We start from the raw sequence: 19,642 nt of genomic DNA on the forward strand, positions 1-19,642 counted from the left end.
GGCCAGGAAACAGGCCTATAATTCCGCACCGCAAGTCGGCCCGGTGCCGCAATATGAAAAGCGTGAAATGACCAACCTCAGCAAAATTCTTTCTCTCGAAAACGTCCAGCTCGACATCGAAGTGTCGAGCAAGAAGCGGGCCTTTGAACAGGCCGGCTTGATTTTCGAGAACAACTGCGGGATCGCACGTTCGACCGTCTCCGAAAACCTGTTCGCGCGCGAGCGCCTCGGTTCCACGGGGCTCGGGCATGGCGTGGCCGTGCCACACGGCCGCATCAAGGGAAGCAAGAGTTTAAAACAGCCGATCGCCGCCTTCGTGCGCCTGAAAGCGCCGATTCCGTTCGAGTCGCCGGACGGGCAGCCGGTCAGCCTGCTGTTCTTCCTCCTGATTCCCGACCACGTGACCCAGCAGCACCTGGAAATCCTGTCGGAAATCGCCGAACTGTTCTCGGACGAAGCGATCCGCACGGCACTGGCCACCGACCGCGACCCGCGCTCGATCCACGAACGCATTATCAACTGGCAACCTAGCCTGCAGGCCTTGGGTTAAACTCGGGGGAGTTCCCTCCCCCTTATTTACTCACGCCATGCTGCAGACTCCGCTTACCATCCAACGGCTGTACGACGATAACCGCGACAGCCTGCAACTCGGTTGGTTCGCCGGCTTTCCCGGCGGCGAACGCCTCATTTCCGGCGACGTCGCCTCGGCCGCCGACCAGGTCGGCCACCTGAACCTGATCCACCCGGGCCGCATCCAGGTCTTCGGGCACCAGGAACTGGATTACTACCACCGCCTCAAATCGAGCTCGCGCAGCCACGTCATCAGCGAACTGATCGGTGGCGGACCGCCGGCGCTGATCATCGCGCAAGGCCTGGAAACGCCCCCCGACATCCTCGCCATCTGCGACGAGCAGAACATCCCCCTGTTCTCGACCCCGCTGCCGGCGGCCCAGGTGATCGACTTCCTGCGGGTCTACCTGTCGAAAAAACTGGCCCAGCGCGTGATCATGCACGGCGTCTTCATGGACGTGCTCGGCGTGGGCGTGCTGATCACCGGCGACTCCGGCCTCGGCAAGAGCGAGCTCGGCCTGGAACTGATCTCGCGCTCGCACGGCCTGGTGGCCGACGATGCCGTCGAATTCTCGCGCATCGCCCCGAACATGATCGAAGGCCGCTGCCCGCCGCTGCTGCAGAACCTGCTGGAAGTGCGCGGCCTGGGCCTGCTCGACATCAAGGCGATTTTCGGCGAGACGGCGGTGCGGCGCAAAATGCGGCTCAAGCTGATCGTCCACCTGGTCAAACGCGGCGTGCTCGACGAAGAAGTCGAGCGCCTGCCCTTCCACTTCCCGACCGAGGAAGTGCTGGGACTGCCGATCCGGAAAGTCGTCATTCCGGTGGCGGCCGGCCGCAACATCGCGGTGCTGCTCGAGGCCGCGGTACGCAATACCATCTTGCAGCTGCGCGGGATCGATACGCTGCAGGAGTTCATGGAGCGGCAGAGACAAGCGATGAGCGGGGATTGAGTGTTCCAAACAGCCTGAATAAAACACCCCGGCATTCCCCTGCAACAGGCACGATCGGAACGTAATGACGCTGAACCCGCCGATTCTGGCAAGGCACCGACGACAAGGAATGCCCTGTTGCGGTATCATCGGGGCATGCACATTGTTCTCATCACCGGTATCTCCGGCTCGGGCAAGTCGGTTGCCCTGAATGTCCTGGAAGACGCGGGTTACTACTGCGTCGACAATCTGCCGCCGGCCTTGCTGCCGCAGCTGGTTGATTCCGTCTCCGGCACCACGGCCAAGCTGGCCGTCGCGGTCGACGCGCGCAGCGCCGAATCGCTGGCCGAGCTGCCCGTCACGGTGCGTACGCTCAAGGATGAAGGCCATCAGGTCAAGGTGCTGTTCCTGACCTCGAGCACCCACTCGCTGGTGGCGCGTTTTTCGGAAACGCGGCGCAGCCATCCGTTGTCGCACACCCTGCTGCCAGGCCAGAATCCGGCCGCGCGCCGCACCCTCATCGAGTGTATTGCCGAAGAGCGCGAGCGCCTCGGCGCGATCGAGCAGCTCGGTCACGTGATCGACACCTCCGAAGCCTCGGCGAATAAGCTGCGCGCCTGGATCAAGGAACTGGCGGAAGTCCAGCACGCACCGCTGACCCTGTTCTTCGAATCCTTCGCCTTCAAGGTCGGCGTGCCGCTCGACGCCGACTTCGTGTTCGACGTGCGCGCCATCCCGAACCCGTACTACGACCTCGCCCTGCGCCCGCTGACCGGCAAGGACGCCCCCGTCATCGCCTTCCTCGACGCCCAGCCGAGCGCCACCGAGATGCTGCAGGATATCTGCAAGTTCGTGGAAAAGTGGCTGCCCTCGTTCAAGACCGATAACCGCAGCTACCTGACGGTGGCGGTCGGCTGCACGGGCGGGCAGCATCGCTCGGTCTACATGGCCGAGCGACTCGCCGCTTATTTCAACGAGACCGAGCGCGTGGTGCTGAGGCATCGCGAGCAGTCGTAACGACCCACCGTGCCATTTTGGGTTGGGTAGGGTGGGCACTCTGTGCCCACGCGGTACAACGTTCGCGTGCCGGTCAGGGTGATTTTTTCAGGCGCCGCGTGTTGGATGACGGCGGGGCCGCGGGCCGTAAGGTAGCGCCCGTACCGCGTGGGCACTCCGTGCCCAACCGACGTTCAATCCAAATGCCGCAGCGGATGCGCGTGATCCGGCCACACCGGCGCGAAAAACTGGTCCACCATCTCGGGCGTCACCTCTGCCAGGCTGGCAGGCTTCCACTGGGGCGCATTGTCCTTGTCGATCACCAGCGCGCGCACGCCCTCCAACACTTCGCCGTGTTCGAAATTGCGGCGCACCAGCGAGCGCTCCATGCGCAGGCAGTCGGCCACGTTCATCGCGGCGCCACGCAGCAGCATCTCGCGCGTCACGCACATCATCAGCGGCGAACGCTGGCGCATCGCCGATAAGGCCTTCTGTGCGAACGGCGTCTCGTCGCCTTCGAGCGAGGTCATGATGGCGGCTACCGAAGCGGCGCCGAAATGACTGTCGATCGCAGCGCGCTGCGTCTGCAATACGCTCTCGCCCGCATCGGCGGCAAAGCGTGCGCCAAACGCGCGGATCGCGTCCGCCAGCTGCGCACCCGGCGTCGTGTCGATCAGCGCGTTCAGTTCGGGAACCTGCGCGCCCGGCACGAAGACGTCGGCCAGGCCCACATACAGCGCGTCCGCCGCGCTGATCGTCAAGCCCGTCAAGCCAAGGTAATTGCCCAGCTGCCCAGGCGCGTGCGACAGGAAATAGCTGCCGCCGACATCCGGGAACAGGCCGATGTTCACTTCCGGCATGGCCATCTTCGTGCGCTCGGTCACGATGCGCAGGCCCGTCTCGGGACCGCCCTGGGCGATGCCCATGCCGCCGCCCATCACCACGCCATCCATGAGCGAGATATACGGCTTCGGATAGAAGTAAATTAAATGGTTCAGCGCGTATTCTTCGGTGAAGAAATCTTCCAGCAGCGCGCTGCCGCCGGTTGGCGTGGCGTGGCCGGCTTCGTGGAAGAAGCGGATGTCGCCGCCCGCACACAGCGCTTTTTCGCTGCTGCTGGTGAGCACAACGGCGGCCACCGACGCGTCGTCGCGCCAGGCCAGCAAAATCTCGGTCAGGCGCCGCACCATCGCCAGCGACAGCGAATTGAGGGCTTTCGGACGGTCAAGGGTGATGATGCCGGTGCCGTTGGCAACGCGGGTCAGGACGTGATCGGTCATGGTGGGTAGCATGGTTGAAGAGACATGCATTTTACCCGCACGCGCAATTGAAAAGGGCGCCTTGCGGCGCCCTCGTTCAGACGGTGCTCAGTGCTGATCAGAACGCAGCAGCGGCCTCTCCGCCTTCAGGACGGCGCTTGAGCGCCTCGTGACCATGGTCTTTCAGAATCGACTTGTACTTCATCACCTGACGATCCAGCCTGTCCATCAACAGGTCGATGGCGGCATACAGGTCGTGCGCCACACTTTCCACGTGCACCATCTTGCCGGACAGGCGCAAGTTAATCTCGGCTTTTTGCCTTTTGTCTTTTTCGGTGAGATTGTCGATGGCGAGGATCACGTGGGAATCGATCACTTGATCGAAATGGCGGGTGATGCGTTCGAGCTTGTTCTGTACGTATTCACGAATGGCGGGGGTGACGTCGAGGTGGTGGCCACTGATGGTGAGATTCATACACACTCCTTAGATAAATGCGCGGCGCCGCATTCGCGCTTGGGTCGCGCCTGGGGCCGCTGTTACAAGGATTTGCGGAGACTGACGGGAGGAATCTTGAGTGCCTCGCGGTATTTGGCAACCGTGCGGCGCGCAATGACCATGCCTTGTTCCCCGAGCATTTCCGCGATCTTACTGTCGGATAATGGGTTCTTTGGGTCCTCTGCTCCTGTCAGCTGCGCGATAAGCGCCCGTATCGCCGTAGACGATGCTTCGCCCCCCGCTTCGGTGGCGACGTGGCTTCCGAAGAAATACTTCAGCTCAAACATGCCGTGCGGGGTCAGCATGAATTTCTGAGTTGTTACACGAGAAATGGTGCTCTCGTGCAGACCCAGTGTATCAGCAATCTCGCGAAGCACAAGGGGACGCATCGCAACCGCGCCATGGCTGAAAAAGTTGCGCTGACGCTCCACAATTGCCTGCGAAACACGCAGGATCGTGTCGAAGCGCTGGCGCATATTCTTGATCAGCCACTTCGCTTCCTGCAGCTGCGCGCTCATCTGGCCTTCGCCTTTTCCGCCCTTGAGCAGGTTGGCATACACGTTGTTCACGCGCAGGCGCGGCATGACTTCGTTGTTCAGCGTGACGGCCCAGCCGCCCTTCGTCTTGCGGACAATAACGTCCGGAACGACATAGCCCGACACGCTCGATGCAAAGGCCGCGCCGGGATGCGGATTGCACTGGCGGATCACCGCTTGCGCTTCGCGCAGGTCTTCGTCGTCGCAGTCGAGCGCCTTTTTCAGCTTGTTGAATTCGCGCTGCGCGAACCAGGTGAGATAGCCCTCGACGATTTTCAGGGCCATGCGCCGCGTCACCAGCGGCACGCCCGGCATGCTGCGGATCTGCAGCGCCAGGCATTCGGAGGCGCTGCGCGCACCGACGCCGACCGGATCGAGGCTTTGCACCAGCGCCAGCGCGCAGCGCAGCTCATCCATCTCGATCTCGAGTTCCTCGGGCAGGCGCGCGTGGATCTCATCCAACTGCTCTTCCAGGTAGCCGTTGTCGTCGATGGCGTCGATCACCAGCTCGGCCAGCACGCGGTCGCGGTCGGTCACGCCCGTCACCCGCACCTGCTCCATCAGGTGCTCGCGCAGCGTGACGCCGATGCCGCCCAGCTGCGGGCGCCCGTCGTCGTCGTTCTCGCTGCCGGCGCTGCGCGTGCCCTCGCCCCAGTCGGCGTCGGCGTCGGCGCGTTCGACCTCGCCGCCGCCCTCCGCGCCTTCGCCCGCGTCCGGCGCGGGGGGCGCGTCTTCACCGTTGGGCGCGGGCGCTTCGGGCGCCTGCGGCGGCGCGTCGTTGATCGCGCCGTCGGCCAGCAGGCGCACCGAGTGGTCGAGCGGATCGTCGAGGCGCTCGAGCAGCGGATTGTCGGACAGGATTTGCTCGATCTCCTGGTGCAGTTCGAGCGTCGACAGCTGCAGCAGCCGGATCGACTGTTGAAGCTGCGGCGTGAGCGCCAGGTGCTGCGAAGTCCGGAGTTGCAGGGATTGTTTCATGGCCCGTTCGTAGACTACATGCGGAAGTGTTCGCCCAGGTAGACGCGCCGTACCGACTCGTCGGCGATGATGTCGTCGGGACGTCCCGACGCCAGCACCGCGCCCTGGTTGATGATGTAGGCGCGGTCGCAGATGCCCAGCGTCTCGCGCACGTTGTGGTCGGTGATCAGCACGCCAATGCCGCGCTCCTTCAGGAAGCGCACGATGCGCTGGATCTCGATCACGGCAATCGGGTCGACGCCGGCGAACGGTTCGTCGAGCAGCACGAAGCGCGGGTTGGTGGCCAACGCACGCGCGATCTCGACGCGCCGGCGTTCACCGCCCGACAGCGACAGCGCCGGGTTCTCGCGCAGCTTTTCGATCTGCAGTTCGCCCAGCAGCGAATCGAGCCGCTCGTTGATCGCCGCCTTGCTCAAGGCCTTGCCGTTCTCGTCGTGCTGCAGTTCGAGCACGGCGCGGATATTGTCTTCCACCGTCAGCTTGCGAAACACCGAGGCTTCCTGCGGCAGGTAAGACAAACCCATCACCGCGCGCCGGTGGATCGGCAGGCTCGAAATGTCGGCGCCGTTGATCTCGATGGTGCCGGCGTCCGACGGCACGAGGCCGACGATCATGTAGAACGAGGTGGTCTTGCCGGCGCCGTTGGGGCCGAGCAGGCCGACGACTTCGCCGCAGCCCACTTCCAGCGACACGTCGCGCACGACCAGGCGCTTGCCGTAGCTTTTTTGCAGGCCACGCACGACCAGGGTGCTGCGGGTGTCGGCAACGTCTTTCATCATCATTGCTTGCCCGCCGCTGAAGTCGAAGGGGCAGCCGCCCTCGGCGCCGGCGTGGCGGCCGCGGGAGCGGCGGCCGGCGCGGCGGCGGGCGCCGTGCGGCGCGGTGCGATGATCAGGGTGCCGCGTCCGCCGCCAACCTTGCTCTCGCCGCTCGGGTCGTTGCGCACGCTCGCCACTTCGCGCCGGCTGTCGTAGGAGATGTAGGCGCCATCGAGTTCGTTGGTCAGGCGTCCATTTTCGAGCTCTTTCACCACCGCCTTCGAGAACAGCTTGACCACTTCCACGCGCTCGTCGTATTCGATGCGTTCGGCTTGCCCTTCCATCCACAGGTCGGGACCGCCGTCGCGCTTCTGGCGGAAGGTGGCGACGCGGCCCGGGCCCGCGGTGAGCGTGACGCTCATATAGCCTTCCGGCGTTTCTTTCACCAGCGCGCGGTCCGACTTCATGGTCAGCGTGCCGCGCGTGAGGATGACGTTGCCCGTCAGGATGCGCGTCTGCGTGACTTCGTCGACGTCGAGCGAATCGAAGGAGATGACGGCTTGCTTGAGCGAGTCGGCACGCTCGGCGGACGCCGACAGCGACAGCAGCGAGAAGAAAGCGGCGGCGACGATATTGTGAAAGCTGTTTTTCATTGAGCTCGTTCCTGTTATTTGGGTGGCGCCTGCGCTGGACGCGGCGGATAGACGATCTGGCCGCGCCCGCCGAGGTGCAGCTTCTGGGTCGGGTTCTCGGCAACCATGCCGATTCCGTTGGCCGTGGCCGCGCCCAGGGTCATCTGGACCGGACGGTCGGTTTTCACGATCTCTTCGTCGGCCAGCAGGGTCAGCGCCTCGGTGCGCGCGTGCAGGGCCTCGCTTTTCGGCGTGGCCGGACGCTTGATGTCGACATTGCCCATCAACTCGACGCGGTTCTCGCCATGGTAGACCTGGCCCCGGTCCGAATGGATGGTCATGCGCGGACGGCTGGGGTCCATGCTTTCGACGATCGGCTTCGAGACATCCGAAACATCGTTTTCGGGATGGTGGGCCAGGCGCGCGCCCGACATCACATAGCGCGGCACGCCCTTGTCCGTCATGCGCACGAAACTGAAATTCTCGACGATGTAATCCGGCTCGTTCAGGCTGCTCCCAATGCCCGGCGTGTCGTCGGAATCGAAGGCCTGCAGCAGCCAGAAGCTGCCGAAAGCGAAGAACACGGCCGTGAGCATCAGCGCCAGCGTACGCCAGCGGTGCGCGGTGCGTTTGTTCACGTAGGTCGCCATGCGGTCATCACGCGAAGTAAGGCGCAAGCGCCTGTTCGTACGTGCCCTGAGCGCGCATCACCATGTCGCACACTTCGCGCACGGCGCCGCGTCCGCCGCCGGCCTTGGTGACGTAATGCGCGCGGTGCTGCACTTCCGGGTGCCCGGTCGGCACCGTCACGGCAAAGCCGACCTTGGAGAGCAGCGGCATGTCGATCACGTCGTCGCCGATGTAGCCGCACTGCTCGGCGGTCAGGCTCAGCTGCGCCAGCAGTTCGGCGAAGGCGATGCGCTTGTCGTGGAACCCCTGCCAGACGTGGGTGATGCCGAGGTCTTTCGCGCGCGCGACCACGATCGGCGATTTACGGGCGCTGATGATGGCGGTGGCCACGCCCGTCTTTTGCAGCAGCTGGATGCCCAGGCCGTCGAGCACGTTGAAGGTCTTGGTAATTTCACCGTCCGGGCCATACGTCAGGCTGCCGTCGGTCAGGATGCCGTCGACGTCGAAGATCATGACCTTGACGCGCGCGGCGCGTTCGATGTGGGCCAGGGGCGTGACGAGGGTGGTTGCTGAGCTGCTCATCAGATCACCTTGGCACGGGTCAGGTCGTGGATGTGCAGCGCGCCGACCAGCAGGCCCGCTTCGTCGACCACCAGCATCTGGTTGATGCGGAATTCTTCCATGATCGCTACCGCATCGACCGCCAGCTGATCGGGATGCACGGTGCGCGCGCCGAGGTGCATGACGTCGCGGATGGTAAGGTTCGAAAAATCCTGCACGCGCTCGATCAGGCGGCGCAGGTCGCCGTCGGTGAACACGCCGAGCGGCTTGAAGCCAGGGTCGACCACGGCCGTCATGCCCATGCCCTTCTGGCTGATTTCGAGCAGCGCGCGCGTGAGCGGCGTGTCCGGCGTGACGGCGGGAATGGCGTCGCCGCTGCGCATCACGTCGCGCACGTGGGTCAGCAGGCGCCGTCCCAGCGCGCCTCCCGGATGCGAGCGCGCGAAGTCTTCTTCACGGAAGCCCCGTGCGTCGAGCAGGGCCACGGCCAGCGCATCGCCCAGGGCCAGCGTGACGGTGGTGCTGGCGGTCGGCGCCAGGTTCATCGGGCAGGCTTCCTTGGCCACCGAGATGTCGAGGTGGACGTCGGCCAGCTGCGCCAGGCGCGATTGCGGCTTGCCGGTCATGGCGATCAGGGGCGCGCCCATGCGCTTGACGACCGGCAGGATGTCCATCAGCTCCGACGATTCGCCGGAATTCGAGATGGCGATGAAGACGTCTTGCGAGGTCACCATGCCGAGGTCACCGTGGGCGGCTTCGCCGGGGTGCACGAACATGGCCGGGGTGCCGGTCGAGGCCAGGGTCGCGGCGATCTTGCGCGCGATGTGGCCGGACTTGCCCATGCCCGAGACGACCACGCGGCCGGTGCAGGCGTACAGCACGGCGACGGCCCGTACCAGGCTGTCGTCATTGCCGAGGCGTGCATGCAGGGCCGAAATCGCATCGGCTTCGATCGCGAGGGTCTCGCGCGCCAGTTCCAGCACGCGCCCCGCCTGGTTCTCGTCAAAACTGTTCAGCATTGTTTTTTCATCGGTTACACTCATCCCGGAAGTATAAACGAATTGAGAAAGCAAAAAACTTGCCAGACGCATCAAACAACGCTCGGTTCGCAGAATTTACCTTTGGTTACTCCTACGCATGGCATCTGGCCTTGAACTGACCCTTCTGCTGCTCGGCAGCGCCGTCCTCGGCGTGGTCGTTTTCCGCAGCCTGCACCTGCCGCCGATGCTGGGCTACCTGGCCGTGGGCGTCCTGATCGGCCCGCACGCGCTGGGCCTGGCGGCCGAAACCGGCTCGACCCACGCGCTGGCCGAATTCGGCGTCGTCTTCCTGATGTTCTCGATCGGCCTCGAATTCTCGCTGGCCCAGCTGCGTTCGATGCGGCGCATCGTGTTCGGCCTCGGGCTGGCGCAAGTGGTGCTGACCATCGTCGCCACCATGCTGGGGGGCCTGGCGATCGCGATGTGGGCGCCGCAGCTGCGCATCAGCTGGCAGGCCGCCTTTGCGCTGGGCGGCGCGCTGGCCATGTCGTCGACCGCCATCGTCGTGAAACTGCTGACCGAGCGGCTGGAAATGGAAAGCGAACATGGACGGCGCATCATCGGCATCCTGCTGTTCCAGGACCTGGCCGTGGTGCCGCTCCTGATCCTGATTCCCGCCCTGGCGAAAGACCCCGAGAACCTCGTCAAAACCCTGGCCTGGGCCGGCGTAAAAGCCGCGGCGGTGCTGGCCCTGCTGCTGTTCTTCGGCCAAAAGCTCATGCGCAGCTGGTTCACCCTGGTCGCCAAGCGCCGCTCGCAAGAGCTGTTCATGCTGAACCTGCTGCTCGTCACCTTGGGCGCGGCCTGGATCACCGAGCGCGCCGGGCTGTCGCTGGCGCTCGGCGCCTTCGTCGCCGGCATGCTGATCTCCGAAACCCAGTTCAAGCACCAGGTCGAAGAAGACATCAAGCCCTTCCGCGACGTGCTGCTTGGCCTGTTTTTCATCACGATCGGCATGCTGCTGAACGTGCAGCTGGTGCTGCAGCACTGGTGGCTGGTGCTGCTCCTGCTGGCGGTGCCGGTGCTGCTGAAATTCGCGCTGATCGCGCTGCTGGCCAAGATATTCGGCTCCTCCGACGGCGTGGCGATGCGCACGGGTCTCGCGCTGGCGCAGGCCGGCGAATTCGGCTTCGTGCTGCTGAACATGGCCTCGGGCTCGAAACTGATCGACCCCTTCCTGATGCAGCTGGTCCTGGCCTCGATGGTGCTGTCGATGCTGGTTGCGCCCTTCGTGATTGCGAAATCGGACCAGATCGTGATGAAGATCGCCGCCAACGAATGGATGATGCAGTCGCTCCAGCTGACGCAGCTGGCGAGCCGCACGATGGCCGCGCAAAAGCACGTGATCATTGCGGGCTTCGGGCGCAGCGGCCAGAGCGTGGCGACTTTGCTGAGTGACGAAAAGCTGCCCTGGTATGCGCTCGACTTGGATCCGGAGCGGGTCCAGGAAGCGCAGGCGGCCGGCTCGAGCGTCTCGTATGGCGACGCCGGGCGGCGCGAATCGTTGATCGCGGCCGGCATCAACCGGGCAAGTGCCCTGGTCATTACCTTTGCCGACACGCGCGCGGCCTTGAAAGTGCTGCACCTGGTGCACGAGCTGGCGCCTTCGCTGCCGGTGATCGTGCGCAGCCACGACGACAGCGACCTGGAACTGCTGCGCCAGGCCGGCGCCACCGAAGTGGTGCCGGAAGCGCTCGAGAGCAGCCTGATGCTCGCCTCGCACGCGCTGGTCGTGGTCGGCGTGCCGCTGCGCCGCGTCGTGCACCGCGTGCAAAGCGCGCGCGACGAACGCTACGCTTCGCTGCGCGGCTATTTTCATGGGGCCAGCGATTTGATCGACGATCCCGAGCACATGTATGTGCGGCTGCACTCGGTGGTGCTGGGCGAGGAAGCGCAGGCGGTCGGACGGCGCATCGACGAACTCGGGCTGGAGGAATTGCAGGCCGAGGTCAGCGGCATCCGGCGCGCGCGGGTGCGGATCGAGCCGGTGCCGGAGACGGTGCTGCTGGCGGGGGATGTGGTGGTTCTGCGCGGGTCGGGGGACGCGGTGACGCGGGCCGAGGGGCGGTTGTTGTGATGGGCGTTACTTAACGCTAATCGGAGGGACGTAGATCCTATGATGAAAAAAAAGTGAGCCGATTTGCAGATCGAGTCCTAACCTGAGAGTTCGAAACGCAGATTTAGGAGAACGACATGCAACCGGCTCACACTCAGGATATTACGCTCACCCACCAGACGCTGACAGCCTCGCTCGAACTTGCGTGCAAGAACTGGAAAGTGGCGTTGCAGGACGATGCGCACGAGCGGCCCTCAGTGCACAACACGAAGCAGGCAAGCGCCTCTAACCGGTTAGCCGAATTGATTGGGCTAATCGAAGCAGAACGAGGGAAATGGGGCTTGCCCCCAGACTGTCGCGTCGTGGTGTTGTATGAGGCAGGCCAGGACGGGTTCTGGATTTGCCGGGCCTTGCAGAAACATGGATACGAAGTCGTGGTCGCCGATCCAGCGAGCATTCCCGTGGAACGCCACGCCCGGCGCGCCAAGACCGACCGACTCGACGCGTTGCGCCTGCTGTCGTGCCTGCGCGGCTGGCTGCGCGGCGAGCGTGACCGGCTGCGGGCAGTATCGGTGCCGGCGGCTGAGGACGAAGCGACGCGTCACCTCGTACGCGACCGCGGCCAGTTGCAAAAGGAAATCACGCAGCACCGGGACCGCATCACGAAGTTGCTGCGTACCGTCGGCTGCTGGATGGAAGTCGGACCGAAGTTTGCCGAACAGCTCGGACGCAACGAAATCATCTGCCATGACGGCGTTGCGCTGCCGCAGTGCCTGCGACAGCGCCTGATGAGGGAATGCGATCGGCTGGCGCTGGTGACCCAGCAATTTCACGAACTGGAAGCCCAGTTGCCCCGGCTGTTACCCCCCGCTGCGGCGTCCTCGGCCGCCACGCTGCAGAAGCTGCGCGGTGTCGGCCCGGTCGGCGCGCAGCGCCTGGTCCTCGAACTGTTCTGGCGCCAGTTCGACAATGCCCGCCAGGTCGGCAGTTGCGTGGGACTGGTACCTCAACCGTACGACAGCGGGCAACGCCGGGTCGACCAGGGCATCAGCAAGCAGGGCAATCGCCGGGTGCGCGCCTTGCTCGTCGAGATGGCCTGGATGTGGCTGCGCCACCAGCCCGACAGTGCGCTGGCCCAGTGGTTCAAGCGACGAACCAACAGCGGCACCGACGCCCCTTCGGCGGGCAAGCGTGGCCGGCGGGTCTGCATCGTGGCTGTGGCCCGACGATTGGCCATTGCCCTCTGGCGTTACCTGAAGGACGGCGTGATGCCCGACGGCGCTGAGCTCAAACCAAGGACTGGCAAGATAATCGAAGCGGCAGTATGACGAGCAGGAAGTTTTGCAGTGTGAAGCTTGCAAGCCCGTGGCCCACCCTGGCTGTCAACCAACAGCCGACGCTAGTAGATGGGGCTTGCCTTAACGAGGTCACCTGAGCGCAACGCGCATGCAGGATTCAGTTGGACAAACAGCCCAACGGATAGAAGGTGGTGAGACGCCAATGTCTCACGGACAGATGACCAAGAGCTTTACGACAGCAGCATCAACCAGATAGCTACCAGGAGAGGCAAGATCGCACACGCTCCTTGACAGTCTTCATAGAAGGGTGGGCGGGTCTCCCGCCCACGCGTTCAACCATCGCAAGAATAGCCGTGCGGCCTGCATCTGCCGCTTGAACGCGTGGGCGGCAGAGCCGCCCACCCTACGTGTCTACTCGCCACTCTCAGTGAAATTAAATTTCATCGAACCGCCTACAGTGAAATTTTATTTCACGCCGCCGTGACGACGCGATTACGCCCCGCTTCCTTCGCCTGATACAGCGCCCCATCTGCCGACGCCACCAGCTGCTGCGCCACGCCCTCGATCGCATGGTCGCGCGCGTAATCGTCGAGCGCGGCGACGCCGATCGAGACCGAGACGTTCAGGTACTGCCCGCCCGCGAGGTCGAACGGCTTGTCGGCCACGCCGGCGCGGATGCGGTCGGCGACTATGGCGGCCGAGGCCAGGTCGGCATCAATCAAGAGCACCACGAACTCTTCGCCGCCGAAACGCGCCAGTGCATCGGACACGCGCAATTCCATCTTGATGCGCGCCGCGATTTCGCGCAGCACGTCGTCGCCGGCCTGGTGTCCCACCTTGTCGTTGACCTGCTTGAAGTGGTCGACGTCGATGAACATGAAGGAAATCTGGTAGCCCTGGCGCCGCGCGCGGGCGATCTCTTCGACCAGGCGGCGGTCGATGTAGCGGCGGTTGTAGATGCCCGTCAGCGGATCGGTCAGGCCGATGTACTTCAGCATCTCGTTGCTGATCACGTTTTCCAGGCAGATCGCGATGATCGAGGCCATGTGCTCGATGAAATCGGTGCCATGCGCCGGCGTAAAGCGCTGCGGGTCGTGGCTGCCCAGGTTCAGGCTGCCGATCAGGCGTTTATTGCGCAGCAGCGGCACTTGCGCCACGCTGCCCAGGCCCTCGGGCGGATGCGGGAACACGGCGCCGTGTTCGGCGCGCGAATACGGTCCCAGGCGCGGGCGCGGGCACTCGCCGGCATCGAAACCGAGTTCCACCGCGTGCTCGCAGAACAGCAGGTCGGGCAGCGTTTCGAAGTCCACGCCCAGCTTGTGCATGACGGTGTAGATGTCGGCGTCGGTGTCGACCAGCGACAGGGTCACGCTGTCGAGATCGGAAATGACGGGCAGCAGGCGGAAGATCGTGCCGACCAGTTCCGGAAAATTCGAGGCGCCGACGATCTCGAGGTCGAAGGCCTGGTGGCGGCACATGATCTCGTGGTTGCGCTGCGCCTGTTCCATCACATAGCCGATCCGCGCGCGCAGGGCTTCGTTCTCGGCAGTGAGGCCGCGCAGGTCAGGCGATAGCGCATCCGGCTGGTGCATGGGAATTCCTTTTAGCAATACCCGTTACATTACGTGATCTTTACACGCTTGAAAACGGGATTGCCGATTTTTTCATTCCCGGCCCCTGCAGCGCGGCCTTAAAACGACAGGCTGAGCGCCAGCGGCTGCCCCACGCGCAGGATGCCCCCTGCCCCGCCCGCCACGATGCAATTCATGCCGACGCACACCGCGCCGTCCAGGATCGCCCTGGCGCGCCAGGATTGCAGGATGTCGAGCGGATCCGGCCCCGGAATCCCGGTGGCCTGGTCGATGGCCGGAATCGGGCAGCGCGCGCAGGGTTTCACGGGTTGGATGACGATGTCGCCGGCCGTGAAGGACGCGGTGTAATCCTCGTCGAAGGCTTCCAGGCCATCGACCACCAGGTTCGGGCGAAAGCGGTCCATCGGCAGCGCGTCGCGCCCGGCGGCAAGCATGCGTTCGTTGATCTCGTCGAGCGAGGCTTGCCCGATCAAGAGCAGCGGATAGGCGTCGGCAAAGCGGGCGCTTGACGCCGCGCCGCCGGTCCACTTTTCGCTGGTCGGGCGCGCCGCATCGGGCGGGCAACGCACCAGGCGGCAAGCCGTGCCGAGCGCCTGCCCGAACCAGGCTGCGGCCGCGTCGCCGCAGTCGATGGCCTCGACCAGGTCGTCCCAGATCTGCACGCGCATCGTGTGCGTGTCCGCCTGTGCCGCCAGCGGCAGGCGCAGCGGCGGCATCGCGGGCGCAGTGACGAGCAGCGTATCGCCGGCGACGCGCGGCACGATGGTCGCCATGTGCGGAAATTCGCGCTGGGTCAGGAACTGGCCCTCGTTCGTGACCAGCATCCATTCGCGGTCGTGCACGCCGTGGGCGGACAGGCCGGAGACAGTGGCCATCGCCTCCTCGACCGGCATCGCGGCGCAGGATTTGATGGGATAGAGGATGAGGTGGGAGAGCGTGGGCATAGGGGCGACAGTATCGCACCAATCGGCCCGCGTGAGCTCGTAGGGTGGGCTCTCGAGCCAGTGTTTTAAAGGTCAGTTTCTGTAGCGCAGCTGCAATAGCGTGGCACTATTATCGGTCGATGGCATCCAAGGGGTACGGGAGGAATGTGCCATGTTGATGAACGAGTTAATAGAGCATTGCGCCAAGGGCAGCCCAGTGACCGTGATGGCACGACTGGCGCTGCAACATGCGTTGGAGCCGGCCTGGCTCAATGACTTATTCAAGCGCAAGCGTGGGACACAGCATGAAAGAGAGCTGTTGTTCTCCACAACAGTAGAACTGATGTCGTTGGTGGCGCTTGGAGTGCGGGCCTCGTTGCATGCTGCGGCCAAGGAATGCCCAGGGTTGCCGGTGTCGATACAAGCACTCTACGACAAGGTCAACCATACCGACCCGCACCTGGTCCGCGCATTGGTCACTGAAAGCGCGGCCCGTCTTGGCAACGTGCTGGCGCCGATAATCAAGGACAAGCCGCCCATGGTGCCGGGCTACCGCCTGCGGATCGTCGATGGCAGTCATTTGCCAGCGACCGATAAGCGGCTCAAGCCATTGCGTGGCTTTGGTGGTGCATCTCTGCCGGGCCACTCCTTGGTGGTCTACGATCCCGACCTGGAAATGGTGATCGATATTGAGCCGTGCGAAGACGCTTATACGCAGGAGCGGGCCGTGATGTCGTCATTGCTGGAGCGAGCAGAGCCTGGCGAGTTATGGATCGCGGACCGCGCTTTCAGCACCCGACCTATCCTGGGTGAATGGGATCGCCGCGGTTGCAATTTCATCGTGCGTGAGCACGGCAGCACGCCCAATCCGACTGCGCTCGGAGAGACGTCTTATCAAGAGCAGATTGAAACAGGAGCCGTGTACGAGCAAGCGGTCGAGTTCGTAGACGAAGCAGGACGTACGCTAACGCTACGGCGCATTGAACTGCACTTGGATGGGGCGACCGGCAGTGGCGAGAAGATCATCCGGATCCTGACGAATTTACCCAAGGAAGAACAGACGGCAGGTGCAATAGCGCGTCTCTATCGGCAGCGCTGGAAAATCGAGTCGATGTTCCAGCGTCTTGAATCCATTTTGCACAGTGAAGTCAAAACGCTTGGCCATCCCCGCGCAGCCTTACTGGCTTTCGGCGTGGCGATCATGGCCTATAACGTTCTCTCCATGCTGCACGCCGCGGTCTCGGCAGCGCATGATTTATATAAGAGTGGCATTGCGCTGTCAGCGTTTTATGTCTCCTTTGAAGTGAAGAGCACTTACCCCGGCATGATGATGGTGACCACCGCCGCCGCATGGACGCCCTATGACGCCATCGACGCCCCGCAGCTAAGCCGCCTCCTACTGGAAATCGCAGCGAACGCCAGAATCAAGTCGCTGCGCAAGAACCCATGGAGCCCCAAAAAACCGAAGGGCAAATCCACCGTGACGGCCGCTGAAAAGCGCCGCCATGTATCGACAGCGCGTGTCCTCAAGGCTGGGTTCGTTAGCTGACCTTTAAAACACTGGCTCTCGAGCCCACGCGGCACACCCTCAATGACGACGCACCATTACGCCTTGGCCAACTTCGTCTGGCTCAACTCCCCCGTCAAATACCCCACCGCCGCCCCGAACTTGTCCTTGTAATTCGCCCGCACCAGCGGATCGAGCGTCGGCTTGACCACGTTGTGGATCGAACCCCAGTCCCCCGCGTGCTGGAAATTGCTCATGATGTAGGTCCAGCCATTGAGCTCGTCGACCGCATGCAGCCCGGTCGACTCGCCGCCCGCCGGAATCGACATCAGCCGCGACAGCACTTTCGTGTCGACGTTGTACGCCCACAGGAAGTTGTTCACGTGCTGGCCGCTGTCTTCGCCGATGAAGAGGGTGCGCATCTTCTCCGAGAATTTCAGGTTGTCGGGATTACCGATGCGCTCCGGATTGGCCGTGTTGCCGAGGGCGTCGGCGGCGATGTCTTCGCCGGTAATGAGCGCCTTCAGGTCGACCGGCATCCATTCGCTGTTGATCGCCACGCCGCCCAGGTCCTTCTGGCCGCCCGCCAGTTTCAGGGCCATCACGGCGCCGGCATTCAGGGCCTTCGGGATCGAGACGCCATTGCCCGCCACATTCAGCGCATTCCCCGCCACCATCGAGCTCTGGCAGTTCTGCAGCGCCGAGTAGGCGATCTTGTCCTTCGCGTTGACGGTCGTGCCTTCCATCTTGGTAAAGCCCATCGAGGCGCCGACCAGCGACGCGTAGCGGTGCGTTTCGAGGAAGGCGGCGGCCTTTTCCATGCCGGGTTTGAGCTTGATCCACTCGATGGCGCCGTTCGCCGCGACCTTCGTGAAGCTAGGGTCGAGCGGGTCGCTTGTCCTCACGTCCATGATGTCGAGGGGCTTTACCGAAGCGGCCAGTGCGCGGATCTCGGCGCTGGTGGCCGAACCGAGCTTGATCCAGCTGAGCGGCGCGGCGGCCGCAGCCGGGTCGAGCGAGAAGCCGGCGCCCACCTTGGCCACGTACAGGGTGCCGCTCGACAGATCCTTCGCCTTGTCGGCGACGAACACAAAGTAGCCGCTGTTGGTGGCGTCGTCGCCCATCAGCACCGTGCGCTCGTCCGGCATCACCTGCACCAGTTCGTGCGAGATGCGGCCCATGCAGTAGTGCTTTTTAATCGAGGCGGTGCCGTCCGGGTTGACCATCACTTCCGGCATGTGACCGTAGTTATAAGGATTGGCCGCAGTCTCGCTGCCATACAAATTCTTGCTGAAGGCTTTGAACTGGGCGTCGCTGGCGGCCGTGAAGGCGTTCGGCTCGTATTCCTCGCTCGACAAATGGGTGCCCCAGGGCGACAGGCTGGCGCCGCAGGTAATCCACAGGCCTTCCACGCCCGAGGTATCGACGTTGTGGTATTTCACGAGGGTGAGTTTGCCGGTCGCCTGGTCCTGGTCCAGGGTCAGCACGCCGATCGGCGACGGCAGGCGGCCGTACATCCCGGTCTTGCCGTCCTGGGCAAAGGTCGTGTACTCGAACTGCACCACAGCGAACACCGGTTTGCCCTTCACGCCCGGCACGCTCGCAATCGGGACCGTCAACAGCGAGGTGCCGTCCGGCGCATCCGAAAAGAACTGGCGCTCCTTGCCCGGCACGGTGGCGTCGACAATCGGCTGGTTGCGGATATCGAAATAGCCGCCGGCCAGGACCGTGCCGCCGCTGCCGTTCGGGACCATGTCGCCAGTGATGAAGAAAGCTTGATAGGCCAGCTTGAAATCGAGTTTGCTGCTGTCGCTGAAGTTCACCGTCATGGTCGAGCCGACCGTGTTGGTCGCCATCGCCGCGGCATTGGCCAGGTTGGGCGCGGCCATCGAGCTGAAACTGACGGAACTCAGGGTGGCGACCGGTGCGACCGGGGCCACCGCGCTTGATGAGTCCTTGTCGCTGCCGCCACCGCAGGCGCTCAGCAGCGACGCGGCGGCGACGCTACCCAGGGGCAGCATCGGGGCGGCGCCCAGCATGCGTAACAGGCGGCGGCGGGACAGTTCAGGGGGCATCGGGTTCATGCGTCGTCTCTCCAGTGAAGATCAGCCACGGCGGTTGCCGCGTTCATGGAGGCGCAGAATAGCTGGGCCATATGTCGTCTTGATGACAGCCTGGTACGATACAAATTGCGCATCGTCGATTTTTTCTGTGTGGCAATATCACAGAGGTATTGGTGAATCGCCTCCCCATCGATTCCACCCATCCTTACCATGGCCAGTGCCCCTGACACCTCCTCCGCTGCCCCCTTGTCCAAAGTATTGGACCTGCTCACTAAGACCACCGTCATCGTTGCCTGCATTACCGGGGTGTGTGCGTACTTCGCCACCGAACAGCGCGATGCGGACCAGTCGACGGACAAGAAACGGGAGTTGCATCAGAAGGACACCGACCTGTTCTACAAGCAGAGCGACATGCAGCGCGCCAGGGAAGCAGCGAAAGCGGATTTCCTGCAGAAGAACATAGCTCTGCTGACCTCGTCCGAACCCGGTGCGATGCGCGAGGCGGAAGCCTTGATCGATGCCAGCTTCACAACAGGAGACGACGCGCTCGACGTCAAGAACAACGCCCGCCACATCCACGACAGCGCAGCTGAACCGCCGGAGACCAGCGCAGGTGGCGCCCAATTCGACTACAAGGCACAAGGCTTCCAATATGCGGAGGCCCGCTACTACGCCGAGGGGGCACCGAGCTTCGGCGATGCCAACGCGCTAACACCCAACGATGCCCAAGCCTGGAATGCACTGGCCTAGGCACGATTGCAGCAAGGGAATACAGACGATGCGTACGCCAGCATCAGCCGGGCCATTGAACTCAG

Annotated in this window: 18 protein-coding genes; 7 read left to right on the forward strand and 11 right to left on the reverse strand. The window is 63.7% G+C overall.

The window, feature by feature from the left end; genetic code table 11:
- The first annotated feature begins 67 nt into the window (after positions 1 to 67).
- From NMB41_RS22260 to rapZ, 3 genes are all read left to right on the forward strand, one after another.
- Positions 68 to 550 carry a PTS sugar transporter subunit IIA gene (locus NMB41_RS22260; RefSeq protein WP_494379953.1) on the forward strand — a complete coding sequence of 161 codons (483 nt, stop codon included), beginning with the start codon at positions 68 to 70 and terminating at the stop codon, positions 548 to 550.
- Positions 551 to 587: 37 nt separating this feature from the next.
- Entirely contained in the window at positions 588 to 1,523 is a 936-nt protein-coding gene (gene hprK, locus NMB41_RS22265; RefSeq protein WP_494379954.1) for an HPr(Ser) kinase/phosphatase, read from the forward strand.
- A 135-nt stretch (positions 1,524 to 1,658) separates the two neighbouring features.
- Positions 1,659 to 2,519 (forward strand): RNase adapter RapZ, encoded by an 861-nt coding sequence (gene rapZ, locus NMB41_RS22270; RefSeq protein WP_494379955.1) that lies wholly within the window; start codon positions 1,659 to 1,661, stop codon positions 2,517 to 2,519.
- A 173-nt stretch (positions 2,520 to 2,692) separates the two neighbouring features.
- Here the strand turns inward: rapZ and NMB41_RS22275 are convergent, their stop codons facing one another.
- The 8 genes from NMB41_RS22275 to NMB41_RS22310 all read right to left on the reverse strand — a co-directional run bounded on the left by NMB41_RS22275 (position 2,693) and on the right by NMB41_RS22310 (position 9,391).
- A complete protein-coding gene (locus tag NMB41_RS22275; protein WP_494379956.1) occupies positions 2,693 to 3,778 on the reverse strand; it encodes an enoyl-CoA hydratase/isomerase family protein in 1,086 nt (361 codons plus the stop codon).
- 97 nt (positions 3,779 to 3,875) lie between these two features.
- A complete protein-coding gene (hpf, locus tag NMB41_RS22280; protein ID WP_494379957.1) occupies positions 3,876 to 4,232 on the reverse strand; it encodes a ribosome hibernation-promoting factor, HPF/YfiA family in 357 nt (118 codons plus the stop codon).
- A gap of 62 nt (positions 4,233 to 4,294) precedes the next feature.
- Complete coding sequence (locus NMB41_RS22285; RefSeq protein ID WP_494379958.1) at positions 4,295 to 5,767, reverse strand: RNA polymerase factor sigma-54; 1,473 nt, start codon at positions 5,765 to 5,767, stop codon at positions 4,295 to 4,297.
- 14 nt (positions 5,768 to 5,781) lie between these two features.
- Complete coding sequence (gene lptB / locus NMB41_RS22290) at positions 5,782 to 6,543, reverse strand: LPS export ABC transporter ATP-binding protein (RefSeq protein WP_494379959.1); 762 nt, start codon at positions 6,541 to 6,543, stop codon at positions 5,782 to 5,784.
- Positions 6,544 to 6,545: 2 nt separating this feature from the next.
- The gene (gene lptA, locus NMB41_RS22295) at positions 6,546 to 7,178 is read right to left on the reverse strand and encodes a lipopolysaccharide transport periplasmic protein LptA (RefSeq protein WP_494379960.1); all 633 of its coding nucleotides are present in this window, start codon (positions 7,176 to 7,178) and stop codon (positions 6,546 to 6,548) included.
- Positions 7,179 to 7,192: 14 nt separating this feature from the next.
- Positions 7,193 to 7,795 carry an LPS export ABC transporter periplasmic protein LptC gene (lptC, locus tag NMB41_RS22300; protein WP_494379961.1) on the reverse strand — a complete coding sequence of 201 codons (603 nt, stop codon included), beginning with the start codon at positions 7,793 to 7,795 and terminating at the stop codon, positions 7,193 to 7,195.
- A gap of 19 nt (positions 7,796 to 7,814) precedes the next feature.
- Positions 7,815 to 8,369 (reverse strand): KdsC family phosphatase, encoded by a 555-nt coding sequence (locus tag NMB41_RS22305; RefSeq protein ID WP_494379962.1) that lies wholly within the window; start codon positions 8,367 to 8,369, stop codon positions 7,815 to 7,817.
- On the reverse strand, positions 8,369 to 9,391 hold the full coding sequence (locus NMB41_RS22310; protein WP_494379963.1) for a KpsF/GutQ family sugar-phosphate isomerase: 1,023 nt from the start codon (positions 9,389 to 9,391) through the stop codon (positions 8,369 to 8,371). Before NMB41_RS22310 ends, NMB41_RS22305 begins: the two co-directional genes overlap by 1 nt.
- A gap of 94 nt (positions 9,392 to 9,485) precedes the next feature.
- Here NMB41_RS22310 and NMB41_RS22315 point away from each other — a divergent pair, with 94 nt between their 5' ends.
- Together NMB41_RS22315 and NMB41_RS22320 are read left to right on the forward strand one after the other, a co-directional pair.
- Positions 9,486 to 11,465, forward strand: a complete 1,980-nt coding sequence (locus NMB41_RS22315) for a monovalent cation:proton antiporter family protein (RefSeq protein WP_494379964.1) — start codon at positions 9,486 to 9,488, stop codon at positions 11,463 to 11,465.
- Positions 11,466 to 11,581: 116 nt separating this feature from the next.
- The gene (locus NMB41_RS22320; RefSeq protein WP_494378481.1) at positions 11,582 to 12,772 is read left to right on the forward strand and encodes an IS110 family RNA-guided transposase; all 1,191 of its coding nucleotides are present in this window, start codon (positions 11,582 to 11,584) and stop codon (positions 12,770 to 12,772) included.
- 440 nt (positions 12,773 to 13,212) lie between these two features.
- Here NMB41_RS22320 and NMB41_RS22325 read toward each other — a convergent pair whose 3' ends face one another.
- Together NMB41_RS22325 and NMB41_RS22330 are read right to left on the reverse strand one after the other, a co-directional pair.
- Complete coding sequence (locus tag NMB41_RS22325; RefSeq protein ID WP_494379965.1) at positions 13,213 to 14,334, reverse strand: GGDEF domain-containing protein; 1,122 nt, start codon at positions 14,332 to 14,334, stop codon at positions 13,213 to 13,215.
- 98 nt (positions 14,335 to 14,432) lie between these two features.
- Positions 14,433 to 15,278, reverse strand: a complete 846-nt coding sequence (locus tag NMB41_RS22330; RefSeq protein ID WP_494379966.1) for an MOSC domain-containing protein — start codon at positions 15,276 to 15,278, stop codon at positions 14,433 to 14,435.
- A gap of 205 nt (positions 15,279 to 15,483) precedes the next feature.
- Here NMB41_RS22330 and NMB41_RS22335 point away from each other — a divergent pair, with 205 nt between their 5' ends.
- Positions 15,484 to 16,806 (forward strand): IS4 family transposase, encoded by a 1,323-nt coding sequence (locus tag NMB41_RS22335; protein ID WP_494382889.1) that lies wholly within the window; start codon positions 15,484 to 15,486, stop codon positions 16,804 to 16,806.
- A 56-nt stretch (positions 16,807 to 16,862) separates the two neighbouring features.
- Here NMB41_RS22335 and NMB41_RS22340 read toward each other — a convergent pair whose 3' ends face one another.
- Positions 16,863 to 18,848, reverse strand: coding sequence for a PhoX family protein (locus NMB41_RS22340; RefSeq protein ID WP_494379967.1), 1,986 nt, complete (start codon positions 18,846 to 18,848; stop codon positions 16,863 to 16,865).
- 225 nt (positions 18,849 to 19,073) lie between these two features.
- On the opposite strand from NMB41_RS22340, the gene NMB41_RS22345 reads away from it, so the two are divergent.
- Entirely contained in the window at positions 19,074 to 19,577 is a 504-nt protein-coding gene (locus NMB41_RS22345; RefSeq protein WP_494379968.1) for a hypothetical protein, read from the forward strand.
- Positions 19,578 to 19,642: the final 65 nt, after the last annotated feature.

This window comes from Massilia sp. FBCC-B171 (assembly GCF_059134155.1).

Bases quoted from the DNA above. Each gene is read 5' to 3' on its own strand.
- NMB41_RS22260 (WP_494379953.1), top strand. From the start codon at position 68: ATGACCAACCTCAGCAAAATTCTTTCTCTCGAAAACGTCCAGCTCGAC.
- hprK (WP_494379954.1), top strand. From the start codon at position 588: ATGCTGCAGACTCCGCTTACCATCCAACGGCTGTACGACGATAACCGC.
- rapZ (WP_494379955.1), top strand. From the start codon at position 1,659: ATGCACATTGTTCTCATCACCGGTATCTCCGGCTCGGGCAAGTCGGTT.
- NMB41_RS22275 (WP_494379956.1), bottom strand. From the start codon at position 3,778: ATGACCGATCACGTCCTGACCCGCGTTGCCAACGGCACCGGCATCATC.
- hpf (WP_494379957.1), bottom strand. From the start codon at position 4,232: ATGAATCTCACCATCAGTGGCCACCACCTCGACGTCACCCCCGCCATT.
- NMB41_RS22285 (WP_494379958.1), bottom strand. From the start codon at position 5,767: ATGAAACAATCCCTGCAACTCCGGACTTCGCAGCACCTGGCGCTCACG.
- lptB (WP_494379959.1), bottom strand. From the start codon at position 6,543: ATGAAAGACGTTGCCGACACCCGCAGCACCCTGGTCGTGCGTGGCCTG.
- lptA (WP_494379960.1), bottom strand. From the start codon at position 7,178: ATGAAAAACAGCTTTCACAATATCGTCGCCGCCGCTTTCTTCTCGCTG.
- NMB41_RS22305 (WP_494379962.1), bottom strand. From the start codon at position 8,369: ATGAGCAGCTCAGCAACCACCCTCGTCACGCCCCTGGCCCACATCGAA.
- NMB41_RS22310 (WP_494379963.1), bottom strand. From the start codon at position 9,391: ATGAGTGTAACCGATGAAAAAACAATGCTGAACAGTTTTGACGAGAAC.
- NMB41_RS22315 (WP_494379964.1), top strand. From the start codon at position 9,486: ATGGCATCTGGCCTTGAACTGACCCTTCTGCTGCTCGGCAGCGCCGTC.
- NMB41_RS22320 (WP_494378481.1), top strand. From the start codon at position 11,582: ATGCAACCGGCTCACACTCAGGATATTACGCTCACCCACCAGACGCTG.
- NMB41_RS22325 (WP_494379965.1), bottom strand. From the start codon at position 14,334: ATGCACCAGCCGGATGCGCTATCGCCTGACCTGCGCGGCCTCACTGCC.
- NMB41_RS22330 (WP_494379966.1), bottom strand. From the start codon at position 15,278: ATGCCCACGCTCTCCCACCTCATCCTCTATCCCATCAAATCCTGCGCC.
- NMB41_RS22335 (WP_494382889.1), top strand. From the start codon at position 15,484: ATGGCACGACTGGCGCTGCAACATGCGTTGGAGCCGGCCTGGCTCAAT.
- NMB41_RS22340 (WP_494379967.1), bottom strand. From the start codon at position 18,848: ATGAACCCGATGCCCCCTGAACTGTCCCGCCGCCGCCTGTTACGCATG.